Origin of the sequence: Geodermatophilus telluris (genome assembly GCF_900102745.1) — a bacterium.
Taxonomy (GTDB): Bacteria; Actinomycetota; Actinomycetes; order Mycobacteriales; family Geodermatophilaceae; genus Geodermatophilus; species Geodermatophilus telluris.
The window spans coordinates 286,264-305,390 of record NZ_FMZF01000002.1; the positions used below are offsets into that span (position 1 = coordinate 286,264).

16 protein-coding genes are annotated in these 19,127 nt (G+C 75.2%); 11 read left to right on the plus strand and 5 right to left on the minus strand.

From position 1 onward, the window contains the following. Positions 1 to 118 precede the first annotated feature (118 nt). Positions 119 to 823 carry a hypothetical protein gene (locus BLQ97_RS06515; RefSeq protein WP_091364415.1) on the minus strand — a complete coding sequence of 235 codons (705 nt, stop codon included), beginning with the start codon at positions 821 to 823 and terminating at the stop codon, positions 119 to 121. 185 nt (positions 824 to 1,008) lie between these two features. Here BLQ97_RS06515 and BLQ97_RS06520 point away from each other — a divergent pair, with 185 nt between their 5' ends. From BLQ97_RS06520 to mnhG, 8 genes are all read left to right on the plus strand, one after another. After that, positions 1,009 to 2,178: a sensor histidine kinase gene (locus tag BLQ97_RS06520; protein ID WP_139173488.1), complete on the plus strand. Its 1,170-nt coding sequence runs from the start codon at positions 1,009 to 1,011 to the stop codon at positions 2,176 to 2,178. Continuing rightward, entirely contained in the window at positions 2,175 to 2,834 is a 660-nt protein-coding gene (locus BLQ97_RS06525) for a response regulator (RefSeq protein ID WP_091364419.1), read from the plus strand. The genes BLQ97_RS06520 and BLQ97_RS06525 overlap by 4 nt, the downstream gene beginning before the upstream one ends. Positions 2,835 to 2,906: 72 nt before the next feature. Further along, positions 2,907 to 5,783 (plus strand): Na+/H+ antiporter subunit A, encoded by a 2,877-nt coding sequence (locus tag BLQ97_RS06530; RefSeq protein ID WP_091364422.1) that lies wholly within the window; start codon positions 2,907 to 2,909, stop codon positions 5,781 to 5,783. Next, positions 5,780 to 6,271: a Na(+)/H(+) antiporter subunit C gene (locus BLQ97_RS06535; RefSeq protein ID WP_091364424.1), complete on the plus strand. Its 492-nt coding sequence runs from the start codon at positions 5,780 to 5,782 to the stop codon at positions 6,269 to 6,271. The genes BLQ97_RS06530 and BLQ97_RS06535 overlap by 4 nt, the downstream gene beginning before the upstream one ends. Beyond that, positions 6,268 to 7,965 carry a Na+/H+ antiporter subunit D gene (locus tag BLQ97_RS06540; protein WP_175471625.1) on the plus strand — a complete coding sequence of 566 codons (1,698 nt, stop codon included), beginning with the start codon at positions 6,268 to 6,270 and terminating at the stop codon, positions 7,963 to 7,965. The genes BLQ97_RS06535 and BLQ97_RS06540 overlap by 4 nt, the downstream gene beginning before the upstream one ends. Further along, positions 7,962 to 8,525, plus strand: a complete 564-nt coding sequence (locus BLQ97_RS06545) for a Na+/H+ antiporter subunit E (protein WP_091364426.1) — start codon at positions 7,962 to 7,964, stop codon at positions 8,523 to 8,525. The genes BLQ97_RS06540 and BLQ97_RS06545 overlap by 4 nt, the downstream gene beginning before the upstream one ends. Next, on the plus strand, positions 8,522 to 8,851 hold the full coding sequence (locus tag BLQ97_RS06550) for an MrpF/PhaF family protein (RefSeq protein WP_091364428.1): 330 nt from the start codon (positions 8,522 to 8,524) through the stop codon (positions 8,849 to 8,851). The genes BLQ97_RS06545 and BLQ97_RS06550 overlap by 4 nt, the downstream gene beginning before the upstream one ends. Next, positions 8,848 to 9,255, plus strand: coding sequence for a monovalent cation/H(+) antiporter subunit G (mnhG, locus tag BLQ97_RS06555; protein ID WP_091364431.1), 408 nt, complete (start codon positions 8,848 to 8,850; stop codon positions 9,253 to 9,255). Before BLQ97_RS06550 ends, mnhG begins: the two co-directional genes overlap by 4 nt. A 36-nt stretch (positions 9,256 to 9,291) precedes the next feature. On the opposite strand, the gene leuA is transcribed toward mnhG, so the two are convergent. The 3 genes from leuA to BLQ97_RS06570 form a co-directional block, all read right to left on the minus strand. Next, entirely contained in the window at positions 9,292 to 11,028 is a 1,737-nt protein-coding gene (leuA, locus tag BLQ97_RS06560; protein ID WP_245691924.1) for a 2-isopropylmalate synthase, read from the minus strand. 179 nt (positions 11,029 to 11,207) lie between these two features. Then, positions 11,208 to 11,843, minus strand: coding sequence for a helix-turn-helix domain-containing protein (locus BLQ97_RS06565; protein ID WP_175471626.1), 636 nt, complete (start codon positions 11,841 to 11,843; stop codon positions 11,208 to 11,210). 207 nt (positions 11,844 to 12,050) lie between these two features. Continuing rightward, on the minus strand, positions 12,051 to 13,643 hold the full coding sequence (locus tag BLQ97_RS06570; RefSeq protein ID WP_091364434.1) for a phospholipase D family protein: 1,593 nt from the start codon (positions 13,641 to 13,643) through the stop codon (positions 12,051 to 12,053). A gap of 95 nt (positions 13,644 to 13,738) precedes the next feature. On the opposite strand from BLQ97_RS06570, the gene BLQ97_RS06575 reads away from it, so the two are divergent. Genes BLQ97_RS06575 through BLQ97_RS06585 form a run of 3 tightly spaced genes read left to right on the plus strand, consistent with a single transcriptional unit; the run spans position 13,739 to position 17,362 of the window. Next, positions 13,739 to 15,007 (plus strand): aspartate kinase, encoded by a 1,269-nt coding sequence (locus BLQ97_RS06575; protein ID WP_091364436.1) that lies wholly within the window; start codon positions 13,739 to 13,741, stop codon positions 15,005 to 15,007. Continuing rightward, complete coding sequence (locus BLQ97_RS06580) at positions 15,004 to 16,059, plus strand: aspartate-semialdehyde dehydrogenase (RefSeq protein WP_091364438.1); 1,056 nt, start codon at positions 15,004 to 15,006, stop codon at positions 16,057 to 16,059. Before BLQ97_RS06575 ends, BLQ97_RS06580 begins: the two co-directional genes overlap by 4 nt. A 19-nt stretch (positions 16,060 to 16,078) precedes the next feature. Then, positions 16,079 to 17,362: a glycosyltransferase 87 family protein gene (locus BLQ97_RS06585; RefSeq protein WP_217637081.1), complete on the plus strand. Its 1,284-nt coding sequence runs from the start codon at positions 16,079 to 16,081 to the stop codon at positions 17,360 to 17,362. Here BLQ97_RS06585 and BLQ97_RS06590 read toward each other — a convergent pair. Next, positions 17,295 to 19,127 carry a S9 family peptidase gene (locus tag BLQ97_RS06590; RefSeq protein WP_217637082.1) on the minus strand — a complete coding sequence of 611 codons (1,833 nt, stop codon included), beginning with the start codon at positions 19,125 to 19,127 and terminating at the stop codon, positions 17,295 to 17,297. The genes BLQ97_RS06585 and BLQ97_RS06590 overlap by 68 nt on opposite strands.

Genomic DNA, 19,127 nt, shown 5'->3' on the forward strand with positions numbered 1-19,127 from the left:
CGGTGGGCGGTCGGGTAGGACGCGCGACGTCTCAGGTGGCCTTCCTGCAGGGTCCCGCCGCGAGCTCGCGAGTGGCGGGGGGCAGGGAGGTCCTTCCTCTGGTCATGGCTCGCCCGGCTCAGGCGGCGACGGCGGCCTCGGCGCGGGCGCGCCGCACCATCCGCAGGCCGACGACGACCGTCGGTCCCGCGCCGACCGCGGCCAGGGCGCCGTGCACCAGCGGCGAGAAGGGGATCGCCGCGGAGGCCACCAGGCAGCCGACGGCCGGCAGCAGCAGCCACCAGCCGGTGACGCCGGCCCGGGCGAGGCCCGCGTAGCCCACGATCGGGCCGAGCAGTCCGAGCAGGGTCAGCACGCCCACGACCGCGACCCCGGTGTTGGCGCCGACGGCGTCGTAGAGGCCCAGGGCGGTCGCCGGGTCCAGCTCGCGGCCGATCGCGCCGGTCCAGTAGTCGTAGAGGACGAAGCCGGCCACGGTCACCAGGCCCAGCGCCGACATCAGCGCCCCGACCACGGTGGGGACGCGCCCCCGGCGGCCGCGGACCAGTGCGGGGACGCCCAGCCAGGCCAGGGCCAGGGCCGTGTTGCCGTAGTGCAGGAGCATCGCCGAGAGCGTGGTCCGGCCCTCGTCGCGGCCGAGCGCGGCGATGTAGTCGGCCGCCGCGGGGGAGTCCTGCGGCGGGGAGGTCACCATGCCGGCGACGTAGAGCAGTGATCCCGCGACGAGCGCGCCGCCGGCCAGCGTGAGCATCAGGGCGCCGGTGCCGCGCGCGGGGCGCTCGGTGGTGTCGGGGGTGCGGGTGGGGAGCGGGGAGGTGGTCATCGGTCCTCGTCGGTCGGGCACCGCATCGGTGCGGTGCGTCGGCGAGGACTCTGCGGCCGGGAGGGCGCCGGGCACGTCCGTCCCGGCGGACCGACCGGTCTCCGTCGTGAGGGGGAGGCGCGGCGCCCGTCCATCGGCCGCGCGGGTGATCCCGGCCGGTCCCGGCGGCCCCTAGCGTGCTCGCCGTGCCCCGCTGGTCCTCCTCCCCGTCCGTCCGCCGGCTGGCCTGGCCGGTCCTCGGCGCGCTGCTCGCGCTGCTCTCCGTCGTCGAGACGGCGACCGACGAGGCGTTCGACTACCCGCTGGCCACCTCGCTGCCCGGGGTCGCCGTGGGTGCGGTCGTCGCGCTGGGCGTCCGCCGGCCCGGGCCGGCCGCGGTGGCCGGCGCGCTGAGCGTGCTGGGCAACTACGCGCTGGGCACCCCCGGCCCGGGAGGTGCCCAGCTGATCGGGATGGCCGTGCTGGTCGGGCACGCCGCCGCCGTCCTGCCGGTCACCCGCGGGGTCCGCGCCGCCGCGCTGGCGACGGCGGTCGTCGTCGGGGCCGGCCTGGTGCTCGGGCCCTCGACGTGGGAGAGCGTCTTCTACCTCGTCGTCAGCGGGACCGCGTACGCCGTCGGGGCGCTGGTGCGGCGCTCGCGGGAGCGCGCCCGCGAGCTGCAGGTGCTCGCCGCGCGGCTGACCGAGCAGCAGGAGGCCGTGGCCGCCGCGGCCACCACCGCCGAGCGGGCCCGCATCGCCCGCGAGGTGCACGACTCGGTGGCGCACGCGGTGAGCGTGATGGTGCTGCAGATGGGCGGCCTGCGGCGGCTGCTGCCCGACCACCCCGAGGCCCAGGAGGTCCTGCTCGGGCTCGAGCGGCTCGGCCGCGAGTCGGTCGACGAGATGCGCCGGGTGGTCGGCATCCTGCGCGAGTCCCCCGGCGGGGACCCCGCGCCGCAGCCGTCGCTGTCGCGCCTCGACGCCGTGCTGGCCGAGCTGCGCGCCGGCGGGATGCCGGTCGAGCTGGCGGTCACCGGCGAGCCGGCCGAGCTCCCGCAGCTGGTCGACGTCTCCGCCGTCCGGGTGGTGCAGGAGGCGCTGTCCAACGTCGTCCGGCACGCCGGGGCCGCCGCCACCCGGGTGGAGGTCGCCTGGAGCCCGGGGCGGGTGACGGTCACCGTGACCGACGACGGCCGGCCCCGCGTGGAGCCGGTCCCGCACGCGCCCGGCGGGCACGGGCAGCTGCACATGCGCGAGCGGGTCGCCGTGGCCGGCGGCGACCTCGACGTCGGCCCGGTGCGCGGCGGCGGCTACCGGGTCCGGGCCGGGTTCCCGGTACCGGTGGTGTCCGCGCCCGCGGCGGTGGGGGCGTGACCATCCGGGTGGTGCTGGTCGACGACCAGTCGATGGTCCGCACCGGGCTGCGGATGGTGCTGGCCGCCGAGCCCGACATCGAGGTGGTCGGCGAGGCCGGCGACGGCGCGGCCGGCGTCCGGGTGGTCACCGAGACCCGGCCCGACGTCGTCCTGCTCGACGTCCGGATGCCCGGGGTGGACGGGCTGGAGGCCGCGCGGCGGATCGTCGACGCCGGCCTGCCCACGCGCGTCGTCGTGCTGACCACCTTCGACGAGGACGAGTACGTCGCCGCGGCGCTGCGGGCCGGGGTGAGCGGCTTCCTGCTGAAGGTGGCCCCGCCGGAGGACCTCGTCGCCGCCGTCCGCACGGTCGCCGCCGGCCAGGGCCTCCTCGACCCGGCGGTGACGCTGCGGGTGATCCGCTCCTTCGCCACCGCCCCGGCCCCCGACCCGGCCCGCGCGGGCGCCCTCGCGCAGCTGACCGAGCGGGAGACCGACGTCCTGGCGCTCGTGGCCGCCGGGCTGTCCAACGCCGAGATCGCCGCCCGCCTGTACCTGGGCGAGGCGACGGTGAAGACGCACGTGAGCCGGGTACTGCTCAAGCTGGGCCTGCGCGACCGGGTGCAGGCGGTGGCCTTCGCCTACGAGTCGGGGCTGATCACGCCCGGAAGGTAAGCTGAGGGCACCGCCGGCCGTCGTCGACCGACGTCTGTGGTCCCCGAGCCGCCCTCGACTCCCGGGAGACCCGTGATCGCACTGCTGTCCCTCCACCTGCTGGCCGCGCTGCTGGCTCCCCTTCTCGTGCGGTGGTGGGGCAGACAGGCCTTCCTCGTCCTGGCGCTGGTCCCGGCCGCGGGCCTCGTGTGGACGGTGCTGCAGCTGCGCGCGGTCCTCGCCGGCGACGACGTCCGCGAGACCGTGTCGTGGATCCCCGCGCTCGACCTCGACGTGGCGCTGCGCCTCGACGCCCTGGCGCTCACCTTCGCCGCGCTGGTCACCGGCGTCGGCGCCCTGGTCTTCGTCTACTGCGCCCGCTACTTCGGGCCCGACGACGAGGGCACCGGCCGCTTCGCCGGCAACCTGACCGCGTTCGCCGGGTCGATGCTCGGCCTGGTCCTCTGCGACGACATGCTGCTGCTCTACGTCTTCTGGGAGCTCACCACCGTCTTCTCGTTCCTGCTGATCGGGGGGTCGGGACGGCGGCTGGCCGCGCGGCGGGCGGCGTCGCAGGCGCTCATCCTGACCACCGCCGGCGGGCTGGCCATGCTGGTCGGGCTCATCCTCGTCGGGCAGGCCAGCGGCTCCTTCCTGCTCTCGGAGGTCGTCGCCGACCCGGGCAGCGGCACTGCCGTGGTCGCCGGGACGGCGCTGGTGCTGGCGGGCGCGGTCACCAAGTCGGCGATGGTCCCCTTCCACTTCTGGCTGCCCGCCGCGATGGAGGCCCCGACCCCGGTCAGCGCCTACCTGCACGCCGCCGCGATGGTGAAGGCCGGCGTCTACCTCGTCGCCCGGCTGGCCCCCGGGCTGGCCGACGTCCCCGGCTGGCGCCCGGTGGTGCTGGGCCTGGGCGTGGCGACCATGCTCGTCGGCGGCTACCGCGCGCTGCGCCAGAAGGACCTCAAGCTGCTGCTGGCCTTCGGCACGGTCAGCCAGCTCGGCTTCCTGCTCACGCTGGTCGGCGGGGGCAGCCGCGAGCTGGCCGCGGCCGGGCTGGCGATGACGCTGGCGCACGCGCTGTTCAAGTCCACGCTGTTCCTCACCGTCGGCGTCATCGACCACGCCACCGGGACCCGCGACCTGCGCCGGCTGTCCGGCCTCGGCCGGCGGCTGCCCGTGCTGGCCGCGATCGGGACGGCCGCCGCGGCGTCCATGGCCGGGCTGCCGCCGCTGCTGGGGTTCGTCGGCAAGGAGGCGGCGTTCGCGGCGCTGTGGGACGCGGGCCTGCCCGACCGCACCGCCGCGGCCGTCGTCCTCGCCGGGCTGGTCGCGGGGTCGGTGCTCACCGCCGCCTACACCGCGCGCTTCGTGTGGGGCGCCTTCGCGCGCAAGCCCGGCGTCGAGGGGGCCGGGGTCGGGCACCCGCCGGAGCCGCTGTTCCTCGCCGCCCCCGCCGTGCTGGCGCTGGCCGGGCTGGTCCTCGGGCCGGCCAGTCCGCTGCTGGAGCCGCTGGTGGCCGGCTACGCGGACACCCTGCCGCTGCTGGCGCCGGAACCGGAGCACCTGGGCCTGTGGCACGGCTGGCAGCCGGCGCTGGTGCTGTCGGCGGTGTCGATCGCCGGCGGTGCGGCGCTGTTCGCCGTCCGCGGGCGGGTGACGCAGCTGCAGCGGCGGCTGGCCGTCGGCGCCTCGGCCGACGAGGGCTACTGGAACGTCGTCCAGGCCGTCGACCGGCTCGCGGTGCTGGTCACCGGCACCACCCAGCGCGGCTCGCTGCCGGCCTACCTCGGCACCATCCTGGTCGCCGTCCTCGCGCTGCCCGGCACGCTGCTGCTCACCCGCGCGCCGTGGCCGGGGGAGTGGCGGGCGTGGGACACCCCGGTGCAGGCGGTGGTGGGCGTCGTCGTGGTGACCGCCGGTGCGCTGGCCCTGCGGATCCGGCAGCGGCTGTCCGCGGTGCTCGTCGTCGGCGTCACCGGCTACGGCCTCGCGGTCGTCTTCGCGTTGCAGGGCGCCCCCGACCTGGCGCTCACCCAGTTCCTCGTCGAGACGCTCACCCTCGTCGTCTTCGTGCTGGTGCTGCGCAAGCTGCCCAAGGACATCACCGAGCGGCACCGGCCCCGGGAGCGCGCCGTCCGCGGGGTGATCGCCGTCGCGGTCGGCGCCTTCATGGCCGCCGTCGGGGCGGTGGCGCTGTCCGCCCGCACCGCCGCGCCGGTGTCGCAGGACTGGCCCGGGCCGGCGTACGAGTTCGGCGGCGGCAAGAACGTGGTCAACGTGACGCTGGTCGACATCCGCGCCTGGGACACCCTCGGCGAGATCTCGCTGCTGGTCGTCGCGGCCACCGGCGTGGCCAGCCTGGTCTTCCTGCGACGGCGCACCGGCGGCGTCGACCGGGTCGACCGCGAGCAGCTGGCGCAGCGCCGGCAGCGCAGCCGGCGGGCGCCGCGCGACCGCTGGCTGGCCGCCACCTCGACCCTCGACCCGGCCCGGCGCTCGGTCGTCCTCGAGGTGGTCACCCGGATCCTGTTCCACACGATCGTCGTCTTCTCGCTCTACCTGGTGTTCAGCGGGCACAACGAGCCCGGCGGCGGCTTCGCCGGCGGGCTGGTCGCCGGCCTGGCGCTGGTGCTGCGGTACCTGGCCGGCGGGCGCTACGAGCTGGGCGAGGCCGCACCGGTGGCGCCCGGCCTGCTGCTGGGCTGCGGGCTGCTGTTCGCCGGCGGCACCGGGGTGGCCGGGCTGCTGCTCGGGGCCGGGGTGCTGCAGACGGCGGTCCTGGAGACGACGCTGCCCGTGCTCGGCGACGTCAAGCTCGTGACCTCGCTGTTCTTCGACCTCGGCGTGTACCTCATCGTCGTCGGGCTGGTCCTCGACGTGCTCCGCAGCCTGGGCGCGGAGCTGGACCGCCAGGAGGACCAGGAGGACCCGATCGAACTGACCCCCGGGGAGGTGGTGCTGCGATGACCCCCACGATCGTGCTGCCGGTGATGATCGGCGGGCTGTACGCGGCCGGGGTGTACCTGCTGCTCGACCGCAGCCTCACCCGCGTGCTGCTCGGCTTCGTGCTGCTCGGCAACGCGACCAACCTGCTGGTGCTGTCGGCCGGCGGGCCGTCCGGGCTGGCGCCGATCCTCGGCTACGGCGACCCGGAGGGGTTCAACGACCCGCTGCCGCAGGCGCTGATCCTGACCGCCATCGTCATCACGTTCGGCGTCTCGGCGTTCGTGCTGGCGATCATCCACCGCTCCTGGCGGCTGGCCCGCAACGAGGCCGTCGGCACCGACGAGGAGGACCGCCGGGTCGCCGCGCGGCGGGCCACGGACGCCGACGAGCTCGACCCCGACGACCTCGATCCGCAGGACCGCGCCGCCGGCCACGCCGACAGCCTGGCCGCGGACCCCGAGGACCTGGCCGACGACGTCGACGTGCCGGCGGGGAGCGGCACCCGGTGATCGAGGTCCTCGCCCCGCTGCCCGTGCTGCTCCCGCTGCTGGGGGCGGCCGGTGCCCTGCTGGTCTCCGGGCACCCCACCTACCAGCGCACCCTCAGCACGGTCGTGCTCGCCGTGGTGCTCGCCGTCTCGGTGACGCTGCTGTTCCTGGCCGACGGCGAGGGGGCGAGCGCGGTGTCCGTCGGCGGCTGGCCGGTGCCGCTGGGCATCGTGCTGGTCGTCGACCGCCTCTCGGCGCTGATGCTGGTGGTCGCCTCGACGGTGGCGCTGGGCGTCCTCGTGTTCGCCGTCGGCCAGGGCGCGGCCGACGGGTCGGAGGAGACGCCGCTGTCGATCTTCCACCCGACGTTCCTGGTCCTGGTGGCGGGCGTCGGGAACGCCTTCCTCGCCGGCGACCTGTTCAACCTCTACGTCGGCTTCGAGATCCTGCTGATGGCCTCCTACGTGCTGCTCACCCTCGGCGGCACGGCGGCGCGCATCCGCGGCGGGGTCACCTACGTCATCGTCAGCCTGACCAGCTCGCTGGTCTTCCTGGCCGGGATCGGCCTGGTCTACGCCGCGACCGGCACGGTGAACATGGCCCAGCTCGCCGTCCGCCTCGGCGAGCTGCCCGAGGGCACCCAGGTGCTGCTGCAGTCGATGCTGCTCATCGCGTTCGGCATCAAGGCCGCGGTGTTCCCGCTCTCGGCCTGGCTGCCCGACAGCTACCCGACCGCGCCGGCCCCGGTCACCGCCGTCTTCGCCGGCCTGCTCACCAAGGTCGGCGTCTACGCGATCATCCGCACGCAGACGCTGCTGTTCCCCGGCGGCGCGCTCGACGACGTGCTGATGTGGGCGGCGCTGGCCACGATGCTGGTCGGCATCCTCGGTGCCGTCGCGCAGAGCGACCTGCGCCGGATGCTGTCGTTCACCCTGGTCAGCCACATCGGCTACATGGTGTTCGGCATCGCCCTGGGGACGGCGGCGGGCCTGGCCGGCGCGGTCTTCTACGTCGCCCACCACATCGCCATCCAGACCACCCTGTTCCTCGTCGCCGGGCTGGTCGAGCGGCAGGGCGGCACCACCTCGGTCAACCGGCTCGGCGGGCTGGCCCGGCGCTCGCCGCTGCTGGCCGTGCTGTTCTTCGTGCCCGCGATGAACCTGGCCGGCATCCCGCCGCTGTCGGGGTTCATCGGCAAGCTGGGCCTGCTGCAGGCCGGCGTCGCCGACGGCAGCCCCGCGGCGCTCACGCTGGTCGCCGGCGGGGTGGTCACCAGCCTGCTCACCCTGCTCGCGGTCGCCCGCGTCTGGACCCGCGCCTTCTGGCGGTCCCCGAACCAGTCGCCGGCCGACGACACCGCCGCGGCCGCGGCCGCCGACGCCGGGCCGCAGCGGGCCGGAGGGGCGGACGGGGCCGACGACGACGGCGCGGCGCCCTCCGGCGACCGGCCGCGCACCGCCCTGCAGGACGCCTGGCGCCGGCACACCGCGGTGGCGACGGCGTCCGAGCCCGACCTCCCGCCCGCGGCGGGCGCCGTCCGGGCGCTGCGCCCGCTGCCCCGGACGATGGTGGGCGCCACTGCCGCGCTGGTCGCGCTCACCGTGGCCCTGACCGGTCTCGCCGGGCCGCTGTACGGCCTCGCCGACCGGGCCTCGGTCGACCTGGTCGAGCGCACGCCCTACGTCGCGTCGGTGCTGGACGAGGGGGACGGGTGAGCGTCGAGCCGGCCGCGACCCGCCTGCGCCACCAGGTCCCCCTGCTGGCCTGGCTGGTGCTGGTCTGGATGCTGCTGTGGGGGACCTGGTCGTGGGCGAACCTGCTCTCCGGCCTGGCCGTCGGGCTGACGGTGCTGGTGCTGCTCCCGCTGCCGCACGTGGTCGGCGGCGTGCGGCTGCGGCCCCTGCCGGTGCTGCTCTTCCTCGGCCACTTCGTCACCGACCTGGTGGTGTCCGGGGCCGAGGTCGCCTGGCAGGCGCTCCGGCCGCAGGGGCTGCGCCGGACCGCGATCGTGCAGGTGCAACTGCGGGCCGACTCCGACCTGCTGCTGACGATGGTCGCCGAGGCGACCTCCCTGGTCCCCGGCTCCCTGGTGCTGGACCTCGACCGGGACCAGCGGGTGATGACCCTGCACCTGCTGCCGGTCCGCGACCGCGACGACGTGGAGCGCAAGCGGGCGCACGTCCTCGTGGTCGAGGAGCGCCTGGTGCTGGCCTTCGGCTCGGCCGACGACGTCGCCGCCCTCGAGCGGGACCGGGCGGAGGTGGCGGCGCCGTGACGGTGGTGGCGGGCGCGCTGTACGCACTGATCGGCGGGGGAGCCCTCCTCGCCCTCGTCCGGCTGGCCCGCGGCCCCTCGCTGCTGGACCGGGTCGTGGCCACCGACACGCTGCTGGTGATCATCTCCGCCGGGCTGGCCGTCCACGCCGCGCTGGTGCGCGACCCGACCCTCGTGCCGGTGCTCGTCGTGGTCGCGCTGCTGGCCTTCGTCGGGTCGGTCTCGGTCGCCCGATACGTCGGCGGCATGCTGCTTCGGTCGCGGACCGAGGACGGCCGGGACGTCGGCCTGCCGGTGGCCGCCGAGGAACGGGAGAGCCGGTCGTGACCGCACTCGCCGACGTCGTGGCGTTCGCCTGCCTGCTGGCCGGCGCCTTCCTCTGCCTCACCGCCGGGCTGGGACTGGTCCGCTTCCCGGACGTGCTGTCCCGCATGCACGCCGGCACCAAGCCGCAGGTGGTGGGCGTGCTGCTGGTCATGGTCGGGGCCGCCATCCGGCTCGGCGGCTGGTCGAACGCCTGGATGCTCCTGCTGGTGGCGGCCTTCCAGCTGCTGACCGCACCGGTCAGCGCCCACCTGATCAGCCGGGTCGCCTACCGCCGCCGGCACGTCCGGCGCGACCTGCTGCTCGTCGACGAGTTCCGCGGTGCCGGCCACCAGGACGACGGTTACCGGGGCGACGAGCCCGGCGACGCCCCACCCGAGGACCCGGGGTCCCACCCGGGCGGCTGAGACCGGGGCGTGCACCGCACGCCCCGGTCCCGGCGCTCAGCGCTGCGCGCGGTTGACCGCGGAGACGACGGCACGCAGCGACGCGGAGACGATGTTCGGGTCGATCCCGACGCCCCACAGCACGCGGTCGCCGACGGCGCACTCGACGTAGGCCGCGGCGCGCGCGTCCCCACCGGCACTGAGCGCGTGCTCGGCGTAGTCCAGGACGCGGACGTCGACGTCCAGGGTCTTGAGCGCGTCGACGAAGGCCGCGATCGGGCCGTTGCCGCGGCCCTGCACGGTGACCGGGACGCCGTGGTCGGTCAGCTCCACGACCATCTCGTCGAGCTGGTCGCCGTGCGCGGTGTGCCGGTGGCCGGCCAGCGCGAAGCGGCCCCACGGGGCGTCGGGGTCGGGCAGGTACTCGCTGCTGAAGGCGGCCCACATCTGCTGCGCGGTGACCTCACCGCCCTCGTCGTCGGTGTGCCGCTGGATGACCGCGCTGAACTCGATCTGCAGCCGGCGCGGCAGGTCGAGCTGGTTCTCGGTCTTCATGATGTAGGCCACGCCGCCCTTGCCGGACTGGCTGTTGACCCGGATGACCGCCTCGTAGCTGCGGCCGACGTCCTTGGGGTCGATCGGCAGGTAGGGGACGGCCCACGGCATCTCGTCGACGGTCCTCCCCGCGGCCTGCGCGTCGGCGGCCAGGGCCGAGAAGCCCTTGTTGATGGCGTCCTGGTGGGAGCCGGAGAAGGCGGTGTAGACCAGGTCGCCGCCGTAGGGGTGCCGCTCGTGCACGCCGAGCTGGTTGCAGTACTCGACGGTGCGGCGGATCTCGTCGATGTCGGAGAAGTCGATCTGCGGGTCGATGCCCTGGCTGAACAGGTTCAGCCCCAGGGTGACCAGGTCGACGTTGCCGGTGCGCTCGCCGTTGCCGAACAGGCAGCCCTCGATGCGGTCGGCGCCGGCGCGGTAGCCCAGCTCCGCGGCCGCGACGGCGGTGCCCCGGTCGTTGTGCGGGTGCAGGCTGAGCACGATCGAGTCGCGGCGGCCGATGTTCCGGTGCACCCACTCGATCTGGTCGGCGTAGACCGTCGGCTCGGCCATCTCGACGGTGGCCGGCAGGTTGATGATCGTCGGCCGGTCGGGGGTGGGCTCCCACACGTCCGTGACCGCGTTGCAGATCTCGACGGCGAAGTCGAGCTCGGTGCCGGTGAACGACTCCGGGCTGTACTGGTAGCGGATCTCGGTGTCGCCCATGTCCTCGGCCAGCTTGCGCACCAGCTGGGCGCCGTGGACGGCGATGTCGACGATCCCGGCGCGGTCGGAGTTGAAGACCACCCGCCGCTGCAGCGTCGACGTCGAGTTGTAGAGGTGCACGATCGCCTGCTTGGCGCCGCGCAGGGACTCGAAGGTGCGCTCGATCAGCTCGTCACGGGCCTGGGTGAGCACCTGGATGGTGACGTCGTCGGGTACCAGGTCGTCCTCGATGAGCTGGCGGACGAAGTCGTAGTCGGTCTGGCTCGCGGCCGGGAAGCCGACCTCGATCTCCTTGTAGCCCATCCGCACGAGCAGCTCGAACATCCGCCGCTTGCGGTCGGGGGTCATCGGGTCGATCAGCGCCTGGTTGCCGTCCCGGAGGTCGACGGCGCACCAGCGCGGAGCCGTGGTCGTCACGGTCTCCGGCCAGGTGCGGTCGGGCAGGTCGACCGGCACGAACGGCGTGTAGCGGTGGACCGGCATCCGGGACGGGCGCTGGGGGTTGCGGGCGTGCGGGTGCTGCGGGGTGCTCACGGGGGACTCGACTCCTCTGGCGCGGGCTGGACTGTCGCTCCTGTGGGGCGGTCAGCAGGCGCCGGGGACGCACTCACGTCGCGGCGGGACTCCGCGGCGAGGGGGCCGACCTAGGAGAGGGCCTCGCCGCGGCGGGTAAGCAGGAGGCTGCCGCGCACGACGACCACGGTAGCAGCGGGTCAGCTCAGGTCACAGCCACAGGTGCAGTCCCGGGCGTGCCTCGGCGGCCCCGACCGGTCGTCGAGCTCGTCGCACTCCGGCGGGCAGGAGCAGTCGAAGCGCAGGTCGGCCGGTGCGAGTTCCCCGGCGTCGAGGCGGCGCCGGCGCTCCTCCTCCCGGGCCCGCCGCGCCGCCGCCCGTCGCGCCGCGGCCCGCTCGGCCAGACCGTCACCCGGCTGCGGCCGCTGGTGGTCGGGCGGTGTCCCGCGGAGCTCCCGGACCTCGTCGCGGGTCCGCCGATCACGGGTGAACGTGTACGTCACCGGTGGCCGGTCGTAGCGGTGCGGCCCGTGCCACCACCCCTCGTCGCCGTGCCGGGTGTCGAGGTGGGCGGGGTAGCGCCGGCCGCCCTCGTCCCGGACGGCGCCGGCGTCCATCGGCGCGACCACGGCGCCCTCGCCGTCGACCAGCGCCAGCCGCAACCCCGCCAGCCCTGCGACGCGGGACAGGACCCGTGCGTCGAGCCCGCGCTCACCGCTCTCGATGGCGGCGACCGAGGACTTGGACAGCCCGCAGGTCCGGGCCAGGTCGCGCTGGGACCAGTCCGCGGTCCGGCGGATGCGCCTGAGCAGGCCGGGGAGGTCGGCGTCCGTCACGTCCCCAGCCTCGGCCGCCCGATGGCCGGGGACACAGGCGACACGTCCACCTGGGGACGGTCGTGCTCTGCCCACAGGAGCGGGGCAGAGCACGAGCTCCCCGGTGGTAGGGAGTGCACCCTCCTTCGTGCTCTGCCCACGGTGGCGGGGCAGAGCACGACTCAGCTCGGGGGAAGGTGGGCGGTCCCGCCGGTGGGTCGGCCGGCGTCAGAAGTCGCCGCTGAGCCGGAGCCGGAGGGGGCGGCCGTCGGGGTCGTCGACGAGCCGGTAGAGCGGTGTGGCCCACAGCCGGGTGACCCGGGAGAGCTTCTCCGGCCGGTGGTGGCGCACCCGGCCGCGCGGTCGCGGGCCCCGGCGGCCGCCGGCGTGCCAGGCGTCGAGCTCGTCGGCGCAGGCCTCGAGCGTGGTGACGAACGCGTCGGGGTCGAGCAGGTCGGCGTCCTCGCTGCCGTCGTCGGCCCGGTCGGTGTGCTCGCGGGTCAGCCGCAGCCGCAGGTCGCGGGCGAAGGTGCGGGCGCCGTCGCCGGTGCCGGTGGGGTCGCGCGGTTCGCGGGGGTCGAGCGTGGTGTCGAGGACGGCGCTGGACAGCTCGCTGTCGTGCGTCCAGGACCGCCGGTTGAAGTTGTCGCTGCCCACGCTGGCCCAGACGTCGTCGACCACGCACACCTTGGCGTGCACGTACACCGGCGTGCCCTCGTGGTTCTCGAGGTCGAACACGTGCACGCGGTCGCGGCCGGCCCGGTGGCACATCTCCAGCGCCTGCCAGCGGCCCACGTACTGCGGTGTCCTGGCGATGGCGCCGTCCTGGTCGGGCACGCGCGGGACGACGACGACCAGGTGCAGGTCGGGGTTGTCGCGCAGCGCGTCGGCGAACAGTCGGGCGACGTCGGCCGACCACATGTACTGGTCCTCGAGGTAGATCAGCCGCCGGGCCCGCTGGATGGCCTTCGAGTAGCCGCGGGCGATGGAGCGCTCGCCGTCGGGCGCGAACCGGTAGCCCCGGCGCAGGGACGGGTAGGTGCGCAGGGTCTGCACCAGGTGCGGCCCCATGGGAGGCGGGGCGGGCAGCTGCGGGGCCAGCCGGTCGGCGTACATCCGGCTGCGGCGCAGGCGGTCGACGAGGTGGGCGACCGGGTTGCCCTCGTCGGGGTCCTTCGGGTCGTCCCACCGCTCGCGGAAGACCGTGTCCAGCGCCGCCACGGCCGGTCCCTGGACCATCAGCTGCACGTCGTGCCACGGCGGCGTGGGGCCGTAGGCCTTCGCCATCGGCAGCGACTGGGGGTCGCCGCGGTGGTCGGCGTCGTCGCGGCGGCTGTGGCACAGGTCGATGCCGCCGATGAAGGCGGCGTCCTTCGTGGCGTCCTGGTCGTGCCGGCAGACGACCAGCTTCTGGTGGTGGCTGCCGCCGCGGCGCACCCGCTGGTCGAGCACGACCAGCCCGCCGCCGTCCTCGACCTCCCGGTCCAGCGCCCGGTTCTCCCGCTTGCTGAACGACAGCCAGTCCACGTGCGAGCGCCAGACCAGCCCGCGCACGGTGACGCCCCGCCGCACCGCCTCGGTGAACAGCTGGGCGACCGTCGGACCGCCGGGGCGCAGCTGCTCGTCGGGGTCGCCGCGCCAGTCGGTGAAGAACAGGTGGTCGTCCTCGTCGAGCGCCTCGACGCACTCGACCAGCCGGTCGAAGTACTCGGCGCCGTGCACCAGCGGCACGGCGAGGTTGCCCTCGGTGTACGCGGGCAGGTCGGTCGCCGGGTTCCCCCGTTCCTCGGGGCTGAGCAGCCAGTCCTCGGGGTCGGTCACCCCGTGATCACAACGCGCGCGGCGGACGGGCGCAACGGGGTGGCGCCGGACGTCGCGCACGGGGACACGTGCGCCCATCGGTAGCCTCATGCCCCGTGGCCCTCGTCGTGCAGAAGTACGGTGGCTCCTCCGTGGCCTCCGCCGCCCACGTCAAGCGCGTCGCGGAGCGCATCGTCGCGGAGAAGGAGGCCGGCAACGACGTCGTCGTGGTCGTCTCCGCGATGGGCGACACCACCGACGAGCTGCTCGACCAGGCCAGCCAGATCACCGACGAGCCGCCCGGCCGCGAGCTGGACATGCTGCTCACCGCCGGCGAGCGGATCTCCATGGCGCTGCTGGCCATCGCGATCAGCACGCACGGCTACGAGGCGCGCTCGTTCACCGGCTCCCAGGCCGGGGTGATCACCACCTCCAGCCACGGCAAGGCGCGGATCATCGACGTCACGCCCGGCCGGCTGCGCTCGGCGCTCGACGAGGGCTCGATCGTCATCGTCGCCGGCTTCCAGGGCGTCAGCCAGGACACCAAGGACATCACCACGCTGGGCCGCGGCGGGTCGGACACCACCGCCGTCGCCGTCGCCGCCGCGCTGCGGGCCGACGTCTGCGAGATCTACACCGACGTCGACGGGGTCTTCACCGCCGACCCGCGGATCGTGCCCAACGCCCGGCGCCTGGAGACGGTCACCTACGAGGAGATGCTCGAGCTGGCCGCGTCCGGCGCCAAGGTGCTCATGCTGCGCTGCGTCGAGTACGCCCGCCGCTACGGCATCCCCGTGCACGTCCGCAGCTCCTACTCACAGCTCCCCGGCACCGTGGTGACCGGCTCGATGGAGGACCTCAGCGTGGAACAGGCGATCATCACCGGCGTCGCGCACGACCGCAGCGAGGGCAAGATCACCGTCTACGGCGTCCCGGACCGCCCGGGCGAGGCCGCGCAGATCTTCCGCGTGCTCGCCGACGCCGAGATCAACATCGACATGATCGTGCAGAACGTCTCGGCCGAGGCCAGCAAGCTCGCCGACATCTCCTTCACGCTGCCCAAGAGCGACGGCCCGGCGGCCATCGCGGCGCTCGAGCGGGTCAAGCACACCGTCGGGTACACCGACGTCCGCTTCGACCAGCACATCGGCAAGGTGAGCCTGGTCGGCGCCGGCATGCGCAGCCACCCCGGCGTCTCGGCCCGCTTCTTCGGCGCCCTGGCCGACGCCGGCGTCAACCTCGAGCTGATCAGCACCTCCGAGATCCGCATCTCGGTGGTCTGCCGCGACACCGACGTGGACGTCGCCGTCCGCGCCGTGCACGACGCCTTCGACCTCGGCACCGAGGAGGCCGAGGCCGTGGTCTACGGAGGGACCGGACGATGACCAGCACGAGGGACGACGGCCTGCGGGTCGGGATCGTCGGCGCGACCGGCCAGGTCGGCGCCGTGGTGCGGCGGCTGCTCGTCGAGCGGCGGTTCCCGCTCGCCGAGGTGCGCTTCTTCGCCTCCGCCCGCTCCGCCGGCAGCACCCTGCCGTGGGCGGACGGCGAGGTGACCGTCGAGGACGCCACGACCGCCGACCCCACCGGCCTCGACATCGCCATCTTCTCCGCGGGCGCCTCCACCTCGCGGGCGCAGGCGCCGCGGTTCGCCGAGGCCGGCGTCACGGTGATCGACAACAGCTCGGCCTGGCGGCGCGACCCCGACGTCCCGCTGGTGGTCAGCGAGGTGAACCCGCACGCCCTCGACGACGTCCCCAAGGGCATCATCGCGAACCCGAACTGCACCACGATGGCGGCGATGCCGGTGCTGCGGCCGCTGCACGACGAGGCCGGGCTGGTCCGCATCGTGGCCAGCACCTACCAGGCCGTCTCCGGCAGCGGCATCGCCGGCGTCGAGGAGCTCGACTCGCAGGTCCGGGCCGTCGTCGACAAGGCCGCCGAGCTGACCCACGACGGCGCCGCCGTGGCCTTCCCCGAGCCGCAGAAGTACGTGCGGCCGATCGCGTTCAACGTGCTGCCGATGGCCGGCTCGGTCGTCGACGACGGCTCGTTCGAGACCGACGAGGAGCAGAAGCTCCGCAACGAGAGCCGCAAGATCCTCGGCATCCCCGACCTGCGGGTCTCCGGCACCTGCGTGCGGGTGCCCGTCTTCACCGGGCACTCGCTGTCGCTCAACGTGGAGTTCGCCCGGCCGCTGTCGGTCGAGCGGGCCACCGAGCTGCTGTCCTCCGCGCCCGGCGTGCAGCTCACCGACGTGCCCACCCCGCTGCAGGCGGCCGGGCAGGACCCGAGCTACGTCGGCCGCGTCCGGCAGGACCCCGGTGTCGACGACGGCCGCGGCCTGGCGCTGTTCGTCAGCAACGACAACCTGCGCAAGGGCGCCGCGCTCAACACGGTGCAGATCGCCGAACTGCTGCTCGACCGGCGCCGCTAGCCCGCGCGACGGCGGCCCGGTGCGCAGCAGGTCCCGCCCCCGGGCCGCCGTGTCCCGGGCCGCCGTGTCCCGGGTCGCCGGCCAGGCGGGGGTCGTGCTGGCGCTGGTCGCCCTCGCCGCCGTCGTCTCGGTGGTGGCGCCCAACGACCCCTGGCACGACTTCTTCGACCTGCGGGTCTACCGCGGTGCGGTCGCCTCGTGGCTCGAGGGCCGGCCGCTCTACGACTACACCTACGGCCGCAGCCCCTACGGGTTCACCTACCCGCCGTTCGCCGCGCTGCTCGTGGCGCCGATGGCGGTGCTGCCCTACGCCGCCGTGGCCACCGGGCACACGCTGCTCAACCTCGCGGTGCTGGCCGGGCTGGCGTGGTGGCTCGTCACCCCGCTGGCGCGGCGGCACGGCCGGCCGCTGCCGTTCGCGTGGCTCGCGGCGCTGCCGGTGCTGTTCGTGCTCGAGCCGGTCCGGGAGACGATCGGCTTCGGGCAGGTCAACCTGCTCCTCGCCGCGCTCGTGCTCGCCGACGTCGCGGCCCTGCGCCGGGGCTCGCGCTGGGCGGGGGTGGGCACCGGCCTGGCCGCGGCGGTGAAGCTGACCCCGGGCCTGTTCGTCGTGTACCTGCTGCTCACCGGGCGGCGGCGGGCCGCCGGGGTCGCCGCGGCCACCGCGGCGGCGGCCACCCTGCTGGCGTTCGCGGTCGCCCCCGCGACGTCGTGGCGGTTCTGGACGCAGACGCTGTGGCAGACCGAGCGGGTCGGCCGGCTGGACAAGACCTCCAACCAGTCGCTGCTGGGCGGTCTGGCCCGGCTCACCGACCCGGCCGACCCGCCGCGGGCGGTCTGGGCGGTGCTCGCGGCCGTCGTCCTGGTGGCCGTCGTGGCCCGCGCCGTGCGGGCGGCGCGGGCAGGTGACGAGCTGGCCGGGGTGGCGCTCACCGGGCTGGCCGCGTGCCTGGTCAGCCCGATCTCCTGGTCGCACCACTTCGTCTGGCTGGTGCCGGCGCTCGTCGTCCTCGTCGACGTCGCCGCGGGCAGCCCCACCGCACCCGGCCGGTGGCAGGCCCGCTCCCGCGTCGCGGCCGGGGCGCTGGCCGCCGTCGCCGCGGGGGTGCTGGCCTCCTCGGCGATCTGGTTCGCCGAGGCCGACCCCGGCTCCCACCACGACCTCGGCGTCGCCGGGCTGCTCGTCGAGGACCTGTGGCTGCTGCTGACCCTCGTCGTGGTGGTGGCCCTGCCGGTCAGGGCCGGACGTGCCGCAGCGCGAACGACAGCGCCGTCTCCACCTGCCGGATCGTCTCCTCGATGACCAGTGAGCCGTGGCCGGCGTCGAACCGGTACACCTCGTGCGGCTTGCCGAGCTCCCCGAGCCGGGCCAGGTAGTTGTCGATCTGCCGGATCGGGCAGCGCGGGTCGTTGGCGCCGGCCACGACGAGCACCGGCGCGGCGACGTCGGCGACGTAGGTGATCGGCGAGGAGCGCACGTAGACGTCGCGCACCTCCTCCGGCGAGCCGCCGAACAGCGCCCGGTCGTAGGCCCGCAGCCCCTCCATCTCGTCCTCGTAGGCGGCGAGGTAGTCGGCCACCGGCACCTCGGCGATGCCCGCGGCCCACCGCCCGGGCTGCGTGCCCAGTCCCAGCAGGGTGAGGAAGCCGCCCCAGGAGCCGCCGGTGAGCACCGCGCGCCCGGGGTCGAGGAGGCCCTCGGCGGCCAGCGCGTCGTACACCGCGGCGACGTCCTCGAGCTCGGTGAGCCCCGGGCGGCCGGTGAGCGCGTCGCGCCACGCGCTGCCGTAGCCGGTGGACCCGCGGTAGTTGACGTGCACCACGGCGTACCCGGCGTCCACGTAGGCCGCCCGGCGGGCGCGGTAGGAGTCGTCGTCGGCCGCCTCGGGGCCGCCGTGCACGAGGAAGGCGGTGGCGTACGGCGGAGGACCGGCCGGCCGGACGACGAGCGCGTGCACGTCCCCGCCGGGACCGGGCACCCAGCGGTCCTCCACCGGGTACGCGGCGGGCGGCTCCTCGCCGGGCGCGGCCAGCACCACCGGCCCGTCGGCGCGGCGGACCACCGGCGGCCGCTCGGACGACGACCAGGCCAGCTCCACCGTGCCGTCGGGCCGGGCGGTGGCCCCGCGGACGACGCCGGGCGGGGTGTCCAGCCGCTCCAGCGTCCCGCTGGCCAGGTCGTAGCGGTACAGCTCGCTGCGGGCGGCGTGGTCGTGGCCCACCAGCAGCGCGGACCCGTCGGGGTACCAGCCGGCGGTCACGTCGCCGGGCAGGTCGAGGACGATCTCGGTCTCGGTGCCGTCGGCGACGTCCCAGACCAGCAGCTCCTCGCGGCCACGGCGCTCGTGGCCGACCAGCAGCCGCCGGTCGCCGGGGAGCGGCGCGAACTCCAGCGCGTGCAGCCCCCGGCCCTCGCCGTCCCACTTCTCCGCCACCACGTCGGGCGCGTCCTCGGTGGTCGTGGCGGTGCGCAGCACTCGCAGCGCCGGGTAGCGCGGGTCACCGTGCTCGGAGTGCGAGACCACCAGCAGCTCGTCGTCGAGCGTCAGCGCGTCCACCGACGCCGGGTCCGGGTGCCGGTACACCACCCGCGGCGTGCCGCCCGCGGGCGCCAGCCACAGCTCGCTGCCGTCGTCGGTGGAGCGGCCGACCGCCACGAGCGAGGAGCCGATCTCCAGGCCGGCCGGGTACGCGGGGCCCACCTCGGGGACGGCGACCCGGTCCTCACCGCCGGCGAAGGGCTGCACCATCCAGACGCCGAACTCGTCGCCGTCGGTGTCGGCGAACCACCAGACGGTCTCGCCGTCGGGGGAGAGCGTGCCGATCAGCGTGCCGTTGGGCCGGTCGGTGACCTGGCGGTGGGTGTCGGTGGTGCGGTCCCAGGCGTACTGCTCGACGACGCCGCTGACGTCGGAGGCGTACAGGTTGCGGTGCGGGGCGTGCAGCGCCCAGTCGGGCAGGCTCACGCGGGGCGCCCGGAACCGGGCCTGCCACCGGGCGGTGACCTCGGGCGGGAGGGCGGGGGTCACGGACGCGCTGGCGGACGCGGTGGCGGGCTCGGCACTCAC